The sequence below is a fragment of the Pseudomonas sp. SWRI22 genome (assembly GCF_014268395.2).
Taxonomy (GTDB): domain Bacteria; phylum Pseudomonadota; class Gammaproteobacteria; order Pseudomonadales; family Pseudomonadaceae; genus Aquipseudomonas; species Aquipseudomonas paracarnis.
The window spans coordinates 2,668,387-2,682,646 of the sequence record NZ_JABWQK020000001.1 but is presented as its reverse complement, the minus strand read 5'-3'; the positions used below and the strand labels follow the sequence as shown (position 1 = coordinate 2,682,646).

Annotated in this window: 10 protein-coding genes; 3 read left to right on the top strand and 7 right to left on the bottom strand. The window is 61.3% G+C overall.

The window, feature by feature from the left end:
- Positions 1-26: 26 nt before the first annotated feature.
- From HU730_RS11785 to rfbB, 6 genes are read right to left on the bottom strand one after another with little or no spacing between them, the layout of a single operon-like run.
- Complete coding sequence (locus HU730_RS11785) at positions 27-1,412, bottom strand: sigma-54 dependent transcriptional regulator (protein ID WP_186526727.1); 1,386 nt, start codon at positions 1,410-1,412, stop codon at positions 27-29.
- A complete protein-coding gene (locus HU730_RS11780; RefSeq protein ID WP_034125510.1) occupies positions 1,409-3,217 on the bottom strand; it encodes an ATP-binding protein in 1,809 nt (602 codons plus the stop codon). Before HU730_RS11780 ends, HU730_RS11785 begins: the two co-directional genes overlap by 4 nt.
- A gap of 34 nt (positions 3,218-3,251) precedes the next feature.
- The gene (gene rfbD / locus HU730_RS11775; RefSeq protein WP_186526728.1) at positions 3,252-4,121 is read right to left on the bottom strand and encodes a dTDP-4-dehydrorhamnose reductase; all 870 of its coding nucleotides are present in this window, start codon (positions 4,119-4,121) and stop codon (positions 3,252-3,254) included.
- Positions 4,118-4,663: a dTDP-4-dehydrorhamnose 3,5-epimerase gene (gene rfbC / locus HU730_RS11770; protein ID WP_054922633.1), complete on the bottom strand. Its 546-nt coding sequence runs from the start codon at positions 4,661-4,663 to the stop codon at positions 4,118-4,120. Before rfbC ends, rfbD begins: the two co-directional genes overlap by 4 nt.
- Complete coding sequence (gene rfbA / locus HU730_RS11765) at positions 4,660-5,535, bottom strand: glucose-1-phosphate thymidylyltransferase RfbA (RefSeq protein ID WP_003187717.1); 876 nt, start codon at positions 5,533-5,535, stop codon at positions 4,660-4,662. Before rfbA ends, rfbC begins: the two co-directional genes overlap by 4 nt.
- A complete protein-coding gene (gene rfbB, locus HU730_RS11760; protein ID WP_054896641.1) occupies positions 5,532-6,614 on the bottom strand; it encodes a dTDP-glucose 4,6-dehydratase in 1,083 nt (360 codons plus the stop codon). Before rfbB ends, rfbA begins: the two co-directional genes overlap by 4 nt.
- Before the next feature lie 153 nt (positions 6,615-6,767).
- On the opposite strand from rfbB, the gene HU730_RS11755 reads away from it, so the two are divergent.
- From HU730_RS11755 to HU730_RS11745, 3 genes are all read left to right on the top strand, one after another.
- Positions 6,768-9,677, top strand: a complete 2,910-nt coding sequence (locus HU730_RS11755) for an aminotransferase (RefSeq protein ID WP_186526729.1) — start codon at positions 6,768-6,770, stop codon at positions 9,675-9,677.
- A 121-nt stretch (positions 9,678-9,798) separates the two neighbouring features.
- Positions 9,799-10,905 carry an agmatine deiminase gene (aguA, locus tag HU730_RS11750; RefSeq protein WP_034125515.1) on the top strand — a complete coding sequence of 369 codons (1,107 nt, stop codon included), beginning with the start codon at positions 9,799-9,801 and terminating at the stop codon, positions 10,903-10,905.
- A 235-nt stretch (positions 10,906-11,140) separates the two neighbouring features.
- Complete coding sequence (locus tag HU730_RS11745) at positions 11,141-11,356, top strand: hypothetical protein (RefSeq protein ID WP_054922627.1); 216 nt, start codon at positions 11,141-11,143, stop codon at positions 11,354-11,356.
- Positions 11,357-11,806: 450 nt separating this feature from the next.
- Here the strand turns inward: HU730_RS11745 and HU730_RS11740 are convergent, their stop codons facing one another.
- Positions 11,807-13,882 (bottom strand): TonB-dependent siderophore receptor, encoded by a 2,076-nt coding sequence (locus tag HU730_RS11740; protein ID WP_186526730.1) that lies wholly within the window; start codon positions 13,880-13,882, stop codon positions 11,807-11,809.
- Positions 13,883-14,260 lie beyond the last annotated feature (378 nt).

Sequence of the window (14,260 nt, the reverse complement as noted above, 5' to 3'; positions counted from 1 at the left end):
GGCGGCCTCTTTGTAGGTGGACGATGTCATTCGTCATCGGCGCTCTGGCCGGCACTGTCGGCGAAGTTCAGGCCGTGTTTGCGCAGTTTGTCGTGCAAGGTTTTGCGCGGTACGCCCAGGGCTTCGGCGAGGCTGCGCACAGAGCTGTGGGGGCGGGTCAGTTCGGCGGCGATCAGGCTTTTTTCGAACTGTTCGACTTGCTCGCTCAGGCCTCCGGGTGTGGAGGTCAGCACACCGGCCGCGGGATGGTCCTGGGTGTTATCCAGGGCCAACTCCAGGCCGAGGGCGAAACGCTCCGCGGCGTTTTGCAGTTCCCGCACATTGCCTGGCCAGCTGTGGCGCAGCAACAGCGCGCGCTGGCCCGGTTGCAGTTCGTGCAAGGGCAGGCCGTGGCGGCTGCTGGCCTCGTCGGCGAAGTGCTGGAACAGCATCAGCGCATCTTCGCCCCGTTCTCGTAGCGGGGGGATGCGCAGCGGCGCCACATTGAGGCGGTAATACAAGTCGGCACGGAAGCGGCCCTGGTCGGCGGCCTGGCGCAGGTCTTCCTTGGTGGCGGCGATAATGCGGATATCCAGCGGGATCAGCTGATTGCCACCCAGGCGTTCCACGACGCGCTCCTGTAAAAGGCGCAGCAACTTGACCTGTACATCCAGGCTCATGCTTTCAATTTCATCCAGAAACAGCGTGCCGCCATTGGCAAACTCGAACTTGCCGATACGGCGCTTTTGCGCGCCGGTAAACGCGCCGGGTTCATGGCCGAACAGTTCGCTTTCCACCACCGATTCCGCCAGTGCTCCGGCGTTGATCGCCACAAACGGGCCGCTGCGTCGGCTTGAGAGGTCGTGCAGGGCGCGAGCGACGACCTCCTTGCCTGCCCCGGTTTCGCCGAGGATCAGCACATCGGCCTTGGTCGCGGCCAGTGCACCGATTTGCTCGCGCAGGCGCAACATCTGTGGCGAGTGCCCTACCAGGCGCGTACTGAGTTGCTGGCGGTCGCTGAGAGCCAGGCGCAGGCTGCGGTTGTCCAGCACCAGCCGGCGCAGGGCCAGGGCACGGCGCACGCTGTCGAGCAGCGCGTCGCTGGCGAAGGGTTTCTCCAGGAAGTCATAGGCGCCGGCACGCATGGCTTGCACCGCCAGCGGTACGTCGCCGTGGCCGGTGATCAGCAGCACCGGCAGGTCGGGGTCCTGGCCGTGCAGTTCAGCCAGCAGTTCCAGGCCGCCCATGCCGGGCATGCGAATGTCGCTGACTACCACGCCCGGCCAGTCGCGGGACAGGCGTGCGGTGAGCCCGTTGGCTTCTCCCAGGGGCAGGACTTTCAGGCCTGCCAGGTCCAGGGTCTGGCACAGGGCCTGACGCAGGTGTGGATCGTCGTCGATCAATACCACCTGAATCGAGTTGTCGATACTCATACACTGCGGTCCTCGGACGGTTGCAGACTGACGCCCGGCGAGCCGGCGCGCAATTTCAAGGTTAACAGCGCGCCGCCCTCCTTGTGGTTGGCGAACAACAGTTCGCCGCCGAAGGCGCGCATCAGGGTGTCGCAGATCGCCAGGCCCAGGCCCAGGCCCTGGGTGCGCGTCTTGGTGGTGTAGAACGGCTCGCTGGCGCGGCCCAGGGCTTCCATGCAAAAGCCCGGGCCATTGTCGCGAATGTACAGGTTGACGCCCTGGGGCGTGGTTTCGGCACTCAGCCAGAGTCTGCGTGGCGGGCCTTTTTCGGTGAGGGCGTCCAGAGCATTGGCCAGCAAGTTACCCAGCACCTGGCGCAGACGGGTTTCACCGGCCTGCACCCACAAGGTCGCCTCTGGCAAGTCGCGAATCAACTCCACCTCCATCGAACGCCGACGCTTGGCCAGTAATGCCAGGGCGTCATCCAGTGCCGGTTGCAGGGCCACGCTCTCCGGCGCGTGACGGTCACGGCGGGCGAAGGCACGCAAGTGGGCGATGATCGAGGCCATGCGCCCGGTCAATTCACTGATCAGCTTGAGGTTGCCGCGGGCATCGTTGGTGCGCTCATGGTCGAGCAGGATCTCGGCGTTTTCGGCATAGCTGCGAATCGCCGCCAGTGGCTGATTCAATTCATGGCTGATACTCGCCGACATGGTGCCCAGCGCCGAGAGTTTACCGGCCTGGACCAGATCATCCTGGGCGCGCACCAGTTCTTGCTGGGCATGCTCGCGCTCCAGCACTTCCTGTTTAAGGCGCCGGTTAAGGCCCTCCAGGTCGCTGGTACGCTCGGCCACGCGCATTTCCAACTCGCGGCGGGCCTTGGCTTCGAAGGCGATGCGTTCCAGATAGTGCCGGCGGCGCTGCATCAGCAACCCCAGCAACAGCATCAGCACCAACAACGTGGCACCGCCCACGGCGACGACCGTGCGCACCGGGCGGTTGATCAGCGAGCGCGGCGCGAGGATTTCCACGTTCCAGCCGGTCTCGGCGATAGCCGTGGACTGGCGCAGCCAAGCGCTGCTGCTGAGGCTCAACGGCTGCGGGTCGCGGGTGGGGTAGGGCTGGATAGCAATGATGGCCTGGCGTTCTTCGGCGGTCAGTGGCCGCGTGGCGCGGAATCGCCATTGCGGGCGCGAAGTGAGGATCACCACGCCGTTGTGGTCGGTGACCAGCAATTGTTCCGGGGTATTGCCCCACAGGCTTTCGGTGTGGTCCAGGTCGACCTTCACCACCAGCACGCCGATGATGGTATCGCCGTCACGCACCGCGGCGGCGAAGAAGTAGCCGCGCTTGGCCGAGGTGGTGCCCAGGCCGAAGAACCGTCCGAGGCGCCCGGCCATGGCTTCGCTGAAATACGGACGGAAGGAAAAGTTGCGCCCCACAAAGCTGTCTTGTTTGTCCCAGTTGGACGCGGCGAGGGTCTTGCCGGTGGTGTCCATCAGATACATCACCTCTACCCCGGCCTGGGCGGCGACGTCCTTGAGCAACTGGTTGGCATTGACCAGGTGGGTGCTGACGTGGGGCGCGCCCAATGCAGTGCGCAGGGCCGGTAAGTCCCCGAGGATCTGCGGCAGTATTTCGTAGCGGTGCAGGGTGCCCAGCAAGTTGGCGACGTAGAGGTCGAGGGTCTGGCGGTTTTGCCCGGCCAGCTCGCTGCGGTAATAGCGCTCGGCCAAATGCTCCAGCGGCCACAACAGCGGTGCCAGGCACAGAGCCAGCAGGGCGAGGCTGCGCCAGCGGGGTCTTCGCGGAAGGGGTGGGGTCATGGAAGTCGCGCCTGTGGGTACAGGCGCATTATGCCTAGTGCTGCTGTGCAAGACACTCGTGCAATGCGTCTTGCCACTGGGGCTGGCTGACGTGCCATTGCTGTTGCAGGCGGGTGCAGTCCAGGCGCGAGTTCAGCGGGCGCTTGGCGGGGGTCGGGTAGGCGCTGGAAGGGATCGGCTCCAGCTCGGCGCAGGCCTTGCCCTCGGCGCGCAGTTGCTCGCCAATGGCTTGGGCAAAGCCGAACCATGAAGTCTCACCCTGGGCAGTGAGGTGGTAAACACCCCAATCCCCTGCCTTACCGGCCTGCCACTGCTCGATCAGCACGCGGGTGCTGTTGGCGATAGTCCCGGCCCAGGTCGGCGCACCGATCTGGTCGGCCACGATGCGCATCTGCGGTTTTTCCTGCAGGAGGCGCTGCATGGTCAGCAGGAAGTTCTTGCCGTGGCTCGAATAGACCCAACTGGTGCGCAAGATCAGGTACTCGCCGCCTGCAGCCGCAATCGCCTGCTCGCCCGCCAGCTTGCTCTGGCCGTACACACCCAATGGGTTCGGCGTGTCGCTTTCGGTGTACGGGGCAGGTTTGGTGCCGTCGAACACGTAGTCGGTCGAGTAGTGAATCAGCGGGATACCCAACGCCTTGGCCTCTTCGGCGAGGATGCCGGGGGCGATGGCATTGATGGCGAACGCAGCGTCCGGCTCGCTCTCGGCCAGATCGACGGCGGTGTGGGCCGCCGCGTTGATGATCAGGTCAGGGCGATGGGTGCGTACTTGCTGGCGGATAAGGTCTGCGTCTGCCAGGTCAAGCTGGTCGCGGCCCAGGATGAGGAGTTCGCCCAGGCCCTTGAGCCGCTGTTGCAGCTCCTGGGAGACTTGGCCGTGTTGGCCGGTGATGAGGATTTTCATGGGAACAAGTCAGCTTCCATCAGCAGTTTGCCGACCTGATCCTTGGCGGAGAGTTGCGGCGGTTCGGCCAGCTCCCAGTCGATGGCCAGCGTCGGGTCATTCCAGAGAATGCTGCGCTCGGCGCTTGGCTGGTAGTAGTCGGTGGTTTTGTACAGGAACTCTGCGTACTCACTCAACACCACGAAACCATGGGCGAAGCCTTCCGGCACCCAGAGTTGGCGATGGTTCTGTGCCGACAAGCGGACACCCACCCACTGGCCAAAGTTGGGTGAGCTGCGACGGATGTCGACCGCTACGTCCAACACTTCACCGTAGGTAACACGTACCAGCTTGCCCTGAGTGTGTTCAAGCTGATAGTGCAAACCTCGCAGCACGCCTTTTTGCGAGCGTGAGTGATTGTCCTGTACGAAATTACGCTTGAGCCCGGTGGCCGTTTCAAAGGCGCGCGCATTGAAACTTTCGTAGAAGAAACCGCGTTCGTCGCCGAATACCTTTGGCTCGAGGATCAGTACGCCGGGTAGTGTGGTTTCAACTACATTCACTGGGTCTCTCCGGCAAGCGAGTAGAGGTATTGGCCGTAGCCGGTCTTGCCAAAGTACTTGGCGCGCTCCAGCAGATAATCACGATCGATCCAGCCATTTTCATAGGCGATCTCTTCCAGGCATGCCACTTTCAAGCCCTGGCGGTGCTCGATGGTCTGAACGTAGGTCGAGGCTTCCAGCAGGCTGTCATGGGTGCCGGTGTCGAGCCAGGCGAACCCACGGCCGAAGCGTTCAACGTGAAGATCGCCACGCTGAAGGTAGGCATTGTTGACGTCGGTGATCTCCAGCTCGCCGCGTGGCGAAGGCTTGACCGCCTTGGCGATCTTGATCACGTCGTTGTCGTAGAAGTACAGGCCGGTCACGGCATACGGTGACTTGGGCTTTGCCGGTTTTTCTTCGATGGAAAGGGCGCGGCCCTCTTTATCGAAATCAATCACACCGAAGCGCTCCGGGTCTTTCACCCAATAGCCGAAAACAGTAGCGCCCGAGGAGCGCTCGGCTGCGGTGCGTAACTGATCGCCAAAATGCTGGCCGTGGAAGATGTTGTCCCCCAGAATCAGGCACACCGCGTCATCACCGATGAACTCTTCGCCAATGATAAATGCTTGAGCCAGCCCGTCCGGGGAAGGCTGTTCGGCATACGTGAAACGCACGCCAAACTGGCTGCCGTCTCCCAGCAGGTTTCGGTACTGCGGTAGGTCTACCGGAGTGGAGATCACCAGAATGTCCTTGATGCCTGCGAGCATCAGCACGGATATCGGGTAGTAGATCATCGGCTTGTCATACACCGGCAACAGCTGTTTGGACACTCCCAACGTAATGGGGTGTAGGCGAGTGCCGGAGCCGCCAGCCAATACAATTCCCTTCATCATGCGATTAGATCCTTCAAGTCGGTGTTGCCCAATCGTTCTCCCTGATAACTGCCGTCCTGGACCCTGCTGCACCATTCCAGATTATCGAGGTACCACTGTACGGTTTTGCGCAGGCCGGTCTCGAAGGTTTCTTCCGGGACCCAGCCCAGTTCGCGTTCGATCTTGCTGGCGTCGATGGCGTAGCGTTGGTCGTGGCCTGGGCGATCCTTGACAAAGGTGATCAGGTCAGTGAATTTCTCCACACCGGCTGGGCGTTGCGGCGCCAGTTCTTCCAGCAGGGCGCAGATGCCACGTACCACGTCGATGTTCTTCTGTTCGTTGTGGCCGCCGATATTGTAGGTTTCGCCCACAACCCCAGTGGTGACCACTGTGAGCAGCGCACGGGCATGATCCTCGACGAATAGCCAGTCACGCACCTGCAGACCATCGCCATACACCGGCAGTGGCTTGCCCGCCAGGGCGTTGAGAATCACCAGCGGGATCAATTTTTCGGGGAAATGGAACGGCCCGTAATTGTTCGAGCAGTTGGTCAACAGCACCGGCAGGCCATAGGTGCGCTGCCAGGCGCGTACCAGGTGGTCGGACGCTGCCTTGCTCGCGGAATACGGCGAGCTCGGTGCGTAAGGCGTGGTCTCGGTGAAGAGGTCGTCCACGCCGTGCAGGTCGCCATACACCTCATCAGTGGAGATGTGGTGGAAACGGAATGCGCTTTTTGCCGGCTCTGCCAGCTTCTGCCAATAGGCTCGCGTGGCTTCCAGCAGGCTGTAGGTGCCAACGATGTTGGTCTGGATAAAATCCGACGGGCCGTCAATGGAGCGGTCGACATGGGACTCGGCCGCCAAGTGCATGATCGCATCGGGTTCGAAGCGTGCGAGCAAGGCGCTGACGGTGGCCTGGTCGATGATATCGGCCTGGACAAACTCATAGCGGCTGTTGGACGCGATGCTGGTCAGCGACTCGAGGTTGCCGGCGTAAGTCAGCTTGTCCAGGTTGAGCACCTCGTGCTCGGTGTGCTGGATCAGGTGGCGGATCAGGGCTGAGCCGATAAAGCCAGCGCCGCCAGTAACGAGAATGCGCATATCGGAGGGCCCTTTCCTTAGATAGACATTATGCGGATGAAGCATAGCTTGAGTGGTGCGAGCCGGGTGGTGCAAGCGCTGTATTACTGGGGGGTTGCCTTGTGCCCCTGAACAATGGCGATATAGACGCCTGAAAAAACAAAGGTCGTCACAATGTCGTTAGCCACGTTGACCCACCGTGCCAGCTTGTCTTGCCCACAAGTAACCCCCGAGCAAGCAGCATGCCTGCTCGAGCGACACTATGGAATAACGGGCAAATTACACTCATTGGGCAGTCAGCAAGACCTCAACTATAGAATTGACAGCACGCGGGGCCGCTTCGTTCTGAAAATCTGCCGGGGTGACTACGCCGCGGTTGAACTCCAGGCCCAGCACGCAGCGCTCAACAGTCTGGGTACGCACCCCGGCCTGCGTGTGCCCAAGGTCGTCCAGACCTTGGCGGGTGAGGAGTTGCTGACGGTCAATGTCGATGACCAAACCCTGCACCTGCGGCTATTGGACTACATCGACGGCCAGCCCCTGACGCATTTACCCCACCTGAGCCGCACCGTGATCGAAGGCTTTGGTGAGCTGTGCGGGCAGATGAGCCTCGCGCTGGCAGGTTTCGAGCACCCTGGCCTGGAGCGCACCCTGCAATGGGACCCGCGCCACGCGCAAGCATTGATCACCCACCTGCTGGCAACCTTGCCCGACCTGCCGCAGCGTGCTGCTTTGGAGCAGGCAGCCAGGCAGGTCGAGGCGCATGTCCAGCCGTTGGCGGCACACCTGCCTTGGCAAGCGGTGCACATGGACATCACCGACGACAACGTGATGTGGCAGCGTGATGCCCAGCGGCACTGGCGCATACAAGGCGTGATCGATTTCGGCGATCTGGTGCACACCTGGCGAATTGCCGATCTGTCGGTGACCTGCGCGGCGCTGTTGCACCATGCCGACGGTGATCCGTTTGCTCTCTTGCCGGCGATCCAGGCCTGCCACGCGGTCACGCCGTTGCAGCGTGAAGAGCTGGAGGTGTTGTGGCCGTTGATCGTCGCCCGCGCGGCGGTGTTGGTGCTCAGCAGTGAGCAGCAGCAACGCTTGGACCCGGACAACGTTTATCTAAAGAAAAACGCCGAACACGAGTGGGAAATCTTCCATATCGCCACGTCGGTGCCCTTCGAACTCATGCAAGCGGCGATTCTGCGCAGCGTCGGCAAAACATTACCGCCCGTCGCCAACCAAGACTTCGCGCCTTTATTGCCAGGCTTGGTGGGCCGCGAGTTTGCGCTGATCGACCTGGGCGTACTCAGCCCGCATTTCGAGGCTGGCAATTGGGAGACTCCCGGCATCGATCGGCGCTTGCTGGATCAAGCGGCGACGGTGCATGGGCTGGCGGCCAGTCGTTATGGGCAATACCGCTTGTCGCGCACCCGCCCCGACAGTGCGCTAGAGCCCGAGACCTTCCCCCTGCATGTCGAACTGCATCTGCCCCACGGCACGGTGCTGGAAGCACCCTTTGCGGGAATGCTGCGTGAAGGTACCGACGGCTTGCTGTGTTTGCACGACGGCGGTCTGAGCCTGCGCCTGTGGGGCGTGCGCACATCACTCAAGCCGGGCGCAACCTTGGTCAAAGGGCAGGTGCTGGGCGAGGTTCATGCGCCGTTGACTGTGCAGTTGTGCCGCGCCGACCTTGAGCCACCGCTGTTCTGCACACCTTCCCGGGCGTTGGCGTGGCAGGCGTTGTGCCCGTCACCCGCAGCTCTATTGGGCCTGGCCTGTGATGCGGAGCCGGAACTGGACCCAGAAGCCTTGCTGGCCCGGCGTGATGCCAGCTTTGCCCGCTCCCAGAAGCACTACTACGCCGACCCACCGCGTATCGAGCGCGGCTGGCGTAACCACCTGATCGATATGCAGGGCCGATCGTACCTCGACATGCTCAACAACGTGGCCGTGCTGGGCCATGGCCACCCGCGCATGGCTGAAGTGGCGGCTCGGCAGTGGTCGTTGCTCAACACCAACTCGCGGTTTCACTACGCGGCGGTTGCCGAGTTCTCCGAGCGCCTGCTGGCGTTGGCGCCGGAGGGCATGGACCGGGTGTTCCTGGTCAACAGCGGCACCGAGGCCAATGACCTGGCGATTCGTTTGGCCTGGGCCTACAGCGGCGGGCGCGACATGCTCAGTGTGCTGGAGGCCTATCACGGCTGGTCGGTGGCGGCGGATGCTGTGTCCACGTCGATTGCCGATAACCCCCAGGCCTTGAGCAGCCGCCCGGATTGGGTACACCCCGTGACCGCGCCCAATACCTACCGCGGTGAATTCCGCGGGCCGGACAGCGCGCCGGACTATGTACGAAGCGTGGAGCATAACCTAGCGAAAATCGCCGCGAGCCAGCGTCAATTAGCCGGGTTCATCTGTGAGCCGGTGTACGGCAATGCCGGCGGCATCTCCCTGCCACCGGGTTACCTGCAACAGGTGTATGGCCTGGTCCGTGCCCAGGGAGGCGTGTGCATCGCCGATGAAGTGCAGGTGGGTTACGGCCGCATGGGGCATTTCTTCTGGGGGTTTGAACAGCAAGGTGTGGTGCCTGACATCATCACCATGGCCAAAGGCATGGGCAACGGCCAGCCGTTGGGTGCAGTGATCACCCGCCGAGAAATTGCCGAGGCGCTGGAAGCCGAGGGTTACTTCTTCTCCTCATCAGGAGGCAGTCCGGTCAGTTGCCGGATCGGCATGGCGGTGCTGGATGTGATGGAAGAGGAAAAGCTGTGGGAAAACGCCCAACTGGTAGGTGGGCATTTCAAGGCACGGTTGGAGGAATTGATCGATCGCCATCCGCTCGTCGGTGCCGTGCACGGTTCGGGCTTCTATCTGGGCCTTGAACTGGTGCGCGATCGCCAGACCCTCGAACCTGCGACTGCAGAAACCGCCTTGTTGTGTGACCGGCTGCGGGAGCTGGGGATTTTCATGCAGCCTACCGGTGATTATCTGAATATCCTCAAAATCAAGCCGCCGATGGTGACGTCCAGACGCAGTGTGGACTTCTTTGTGGACATGCTGTCGAAAGTGCTGGATGAGCAACTGTGATTTATCGATTGTTATCGGCTATTTTTTGCAGGCGCGAGCACCTATCATGTTTTTAGTCTGTTAAAGCCGATTTTTATCCATTATAAAGTTGCCCTTGACCCCATTCGGAGCCCTGATCGCCATGACCACCTTGCACAGCACACCTCGCGCCGATGGCTTTCACATGCCTGCCGAATGGGCGCCCCAGACCCAGACCTGGATGATCTGGCCCGAGCGCCCAGACAACTGGCGCCTGGGCGGTAAGCCTGCTCAGGCGGCCCATGTGGCGGTGGCCAAGGCCATCGCACGTTTTGAGCCGGTGACCGTCGCGGTCTCCGCCAGCCAGTACGAAAACGCCCGTGCCCGCCTGGACGTACCCAATATCCGCCTGGTGGAAATGTCCAATGACGACGCCTGGGTTCGCGACACCGGCCCCACTTTCGTGATCAACGGCAGTGGTGAAGTACGGGGTGTGAACTGGGACTTCAACGCCTGGGGTGGTTTTGACGGCGGCCTGTATGCACCGTGGAACCGCGATTCCCAGGTGGGAGGCAAGATCCTCGAGATGGAGCGCGCACCGCGTTACCGCACTGAAGGCTTTGTGCTTGAAGGCGGTTCGATTCATGTCGACGGCGAAGGCACCCTGATCACTACCGAAGAATGTCTGTTGAACCGCAACCGCAACCCGCACCTTGATCGTGCGGCCATTGAGGCGGTGCTCAGCGATAACCTGGCGGTAGACAAGATCATCTGGTTGCCGGATGGCCTGTTCAACGACGAAACCGACGGCCATGTGGATAACTTCTGCTGCTACGTGCGCCCGGGCGAAGTGCTGTTGGCCTGGACCGATGACCCGCAAGACCCGAACTACCCACGCTGCCACGCAGCCATGGACGTGCTGCAAAGCAGCACCGATGCCCAGGGCCGCTCGTTCATCGTGCATAAAATGCCGATTCCGGGTCCGCTGTATGCCACTGAGGAGGAATGCGCCGGGGTAGACCTGGTTGACGGTAGCCAGGAGCGTAATCCGACCGTGCGGTTGGCCGGTTCCTACGTCAACTTCCTGATCGTCAATGGCGGCATCATCGCGCCGAGTTTCGATGACCCGTTGGACGATCAGGCCAAGCAAATCCTGCAGAACCTGTTCCCACAACATGAAGTGGTGATGGTGCCGGGCCGCGAATTGTTACTGGGTGGGGGCAATATCCATTGCCTGACCCAACAGCAGCCAGCTCCGCAGCGAAAGTGAGTGCAGTTGTAACAGCGCCTTGATGGCGTACGAGCACCGCGCGTTTGCAGTGTTCCCCGCAAGCCCGCGACCCAGCCCGGTCGCGGGCTTTTTCATGCCTGCATGCTGGTGAACAGGGCACATTGGCATAGCTCTTGTATCGCTGTGGTTACAGTGGCCCAAGGGGGATGACCGTGCAGTTCTGTCACAAACCTTGAGTAAGTTAGCCGCTCACGCAGCAGGAGAGAGCGCTGAAATGAATGCCGATGTCCACCTGATGAACACGCGTACGTTCCACCCTTTGCGGGTCGACGCAGACGCCATCCATGCGTTGGCCCTTTGGTTGAAGGCGAACGGCTCGCCACAGGTCAGGCAATTGCCTGATTTGCGCAGCGTGATGAGTGAGCGCTACCCGGTTGGGTTGTTTACGGAGGACGAAGTGCAGGCGTTGTGCGAGTTGATGAGCAACTAAAGAACACCTGAAACCGACTGTGGGAGCTGGCTTGCCTGCGATGGCGGTGGCTCAGTTGAAGATTGGGTGACTGGCACACCGCTATCGCGGGCAAGCCAGCTCCCACAGGGATCTGTGCCAGGCGCTGATGTTGTGGGCACTACCTAGCCAGTGTGGGAGCTGGCTCGCCTGCGATGGCGGTGGCTCAGTTGAAGATTGGCTGACTGGCACACCGCTTTCGCGAGCAAGCCCGCTCCCACAGGGATCTGTGCCAGGCGCTGATGTTGTGGGCACTACCTAGCCAGTGTGGGAGCTGGCTTGCCTGCGATGGCGGTGGCTCAGTTGAAGATTGGCTGACTGGCACACCGCTATCGCGAGCAAGCCCGCTCCCACAGGGATCTGCGCCAGGCGCTGATGTTGTGGGCAATACCTAACCAGTGTGGGAACAGGCTTTGGTTCCCATGAGGTGTGTCAGAAGCTGTAGGTACCGGTGACTACCAGGCTTCGCGGCTCGCCTGGTTGAATCTGCGCCGCACTGGTCGCCGAGGCGTAGTAGTTTTTATCAGCGATATTGTTCAGTGCTGCCCGCACGTCCCATTCTTTCTGACGGAACCCGGCCAGCGCGTCCCAGCGGCCATAACCAGGCAACACCACGGTGTTGAGGTTGTCGGCGTAACGATCGCCCACCAGGGTCAAACCGGTTTCCGCGTACCAGCCCATCTCAGGCTTCCAGGTGATGAACAGGCTGGCGTTGCGCTTGGCCACGTCGCTGATCCGTTTGCCCTCAAACCCGTTGTTGTCCTTCTCGACCTTGGCATCTTGCAGGCCTACGCCGCCGCGCACATACCAGTTGTCGACGATCTTGCCGGTGGCGGTCAGCTCCACGCCGCGTGAGCGTTGTTCGCCGGTGAGCAGGGTAATGGTACGGTCCAGCGGGTCGCTGGTGCGGCGGTTGTAGAGTTCCAGCTCGTACACAGCCAGGGTGGTGCTCAGGCGCTCATCGAACCAGTCGCTCTTCACGCCGATTTCTTTTTGCTTGGTCAACTCCGGGCTCAGGTCGTTGACGTTGCCGGTGGCGTTCGGCGTGATGCCGATCAGGCCGCCGCCTGCTGGGGTGAAAGTCTTGCTCCACGAGGCGTAGAACGAGTGGTGCTCCAGGGGCGTCCACACCAGGCCGACGCGCGGGCTGGTGCTGTGGCTTTTCACGTTCTGTTGGATGTCGAGCAGCTTGTTGGCGGTGTCCACTTCGAAGCGGTCGTAACGCAGCCCGCCCAGCAGTTGCCACTGGTCATTCAGGCGCAGTTGGTCCTGTATGTAGAGGGCGCGGCTTTCGACTTCGGTGTGGTTGTTACTCGACAGTCGCATGCTCCCGGTGTGGCTCAGGCGGCGGTTGGGCTGGTTGAGGTCCAGGCTCGGCACCGTCTTGCCATCCCGAGCGGAGTACAGCTTCGGATCGCGGCGCTGGCTGCCCAGCTCAATACCGGTGAGCAGGCGGTGTTCCAGGCCAAAGGTGTCGAAACCGCCTTCCAGCTCCAGGTTGTTGAACACGTTGCGGGTGGTCAGGTCCTGCTGCCAGTGTTGGCGGCTGACGGTGTTGGTTTTCGGGTCATAGCCGGTCTGGTAAGTATTGTCGAAATCGCTGTCGAGCTTGAACACGCCGAGGGTGTGGCGCAGCTGCCAGTCGGCGTTGAGCTCGTAGGCAAGTCTGGAACGCAGCGACTGGGACTTATCGTCTATGTAATCGCCGTGATCAAAGTAAGTGGTGCTGCGGCTCACATCCGCCGGGCGCCCGTTGACACCAGGAATGCCACGGTCTGGGGTGCGGTTGTAGCGGCTGTATTCGTATTGCACCAGCCAGTTCAGCTCTGGAGTGAGCTGCCAGCTCATCGACGGCGCGAACAACTGGCGGTTGCCGCTGATGCCATCGCGAAAGCTGTTGTTGTCCTGGTTGCCCATGTTCAGGCGCAGGCTGATGTTATCGGTGGGGTCGGTACTCAGGTCGGCATACAGGCTGCGCAGATCGTTGCTGCCGCCTTGGGCTTCGATGCTGGACTTTTGCCCTGGGCTTGGCAGTTTGCTCACCCGGTTGACGATCCCGCCCTGGCCGCCTCGCCCGTAAAGCACGGCGGCCGGTCCCTTGAGCACTTCGATACGCTCGATGTTATGCAGGTCACGTACGTACTGGCTGTCGTCGCGAATGCCATCCAGATAGAAGTCATTGCTGGCGTCGAAACCGCGTATGCGCAGGCTGTCGAAGCGTGTATCGGCGCCGCTGCTGACGTTGGGGATACCGCTCAATGCCTGGCCCAGATCGTTGGTGCCATAGGAGCGCAGGCTCTCGGTTTTGACTGAGTCGATCGCCTGGGGCACATAGCGAACAGCCGTCGCGGTGCGTGTGGCGGTGCTGGTCTCTTTGACCCGTGGGTCGTCTTCGTCTGCTTCCACGCTGATCGAGGTTTCGGGCAGGACCGTGGCCGCACCGGCAAAACTAGCAGACAGCAGGACAGAGAGCCCAAGGGAGAGAGGCGTCAGGCGAGGGGCAGGCATGGGAGTGTATCCAAATGACATGGCAGGAAAATTGTGCGCGAATGGTAATGCTTTGCATTTGCGCGCGTTATCTATTCCCTAACGCATTGCATTCGAATTTGTTACTTAATGTGTTTCCAAAGGCTGATCAAGGTGTTTTCAACGCTTTCATCCCGCCGCTTTAGCCCGCCGCTTAGACGAATATCGCCTAAATACAGACGATTCACGAAATTGACACATAGTTCAACGCCCGCATAGGATTGCGCCCAACGCCTGTGGCTAACCACCATGACTAAATCCAATAAAAAAGGCCCGCGGCAGTTCAGTCGTCCGCGGGCCTTCTTTTTGCTGGCAAGGTCGACACCAGAAAAGCAACAGGAGCCTGGTGTCACAGCGCGT

What these genes read in the sequence shown, in the direction of transcription:
- rfbB (WP_054896641.1), bottom strand. Translation starts at nt 6,614, where the DNA reads ATGCGCATTCTCGTTACTGGCGGCGCTGGCTTTATCGGCTCAGCCCTG.
- HU730_RS11740 (WP_186526730.1), bottom strand. Translation starts at nt 13,882, where the DNA reads ATGCCTGCCCCTCGCCTGACGCCTCTCTCCCTTGGGCTCTCTGTCCTG.
- rfbA (WP_003187717.1), bottom strand. Translation starts at nt 5,535, where the DNA reads ATGATGAAGGGAATTGTATTGGCTGGCGGCTCCGGCACTCGCCTACAC.
- aguA (WP_034125515.1), top strand. Translation starts at nt 9,799, where the DNA reads ATGACCACCTTGCACAGCACACCTCGCGCCGATGGCTTTCACATGCCT.
- HU730_RS11785 (WP_186526727.1), bottom strand. Translation starts at nt 1,412, where the DNA reads ATGAGTATCGACAACTCGATTCAGGTGGTATTGATCGACGACGATCCA.
- rfbD (WP_186526728.1), bottom strand. Translation starts at nt 4,121, where the DNA reads ATGAAAATCCTCATCACCGGCCAACACGGCCAAGTCTCCCAGGAGCTG.
- HU730_RS11780 (WP_034125510.1), bottom strand. Translation starts at nt 3,217, where the DNA reads ATGACCCCACCCCTTCCGCGAAGACCCCGCTGGCGCAGCCTCGCCCTG.
- HU730_RS11745 (WP_054922627.1), top strand. Translation starts at nt 11,141, where the DNA reads ATGAATGCCGATGTCCACCTGATGAACACGCGTACGTTCCACCCTTTG.
- HU730_RS11755 (WP_186526729.1), top strand. Translation starts at nt 6,768, where the DNA reads ATGTCGTTAGCCACGTTGACCCACCGTGCCAGCTTGTCTTGCCCACAA.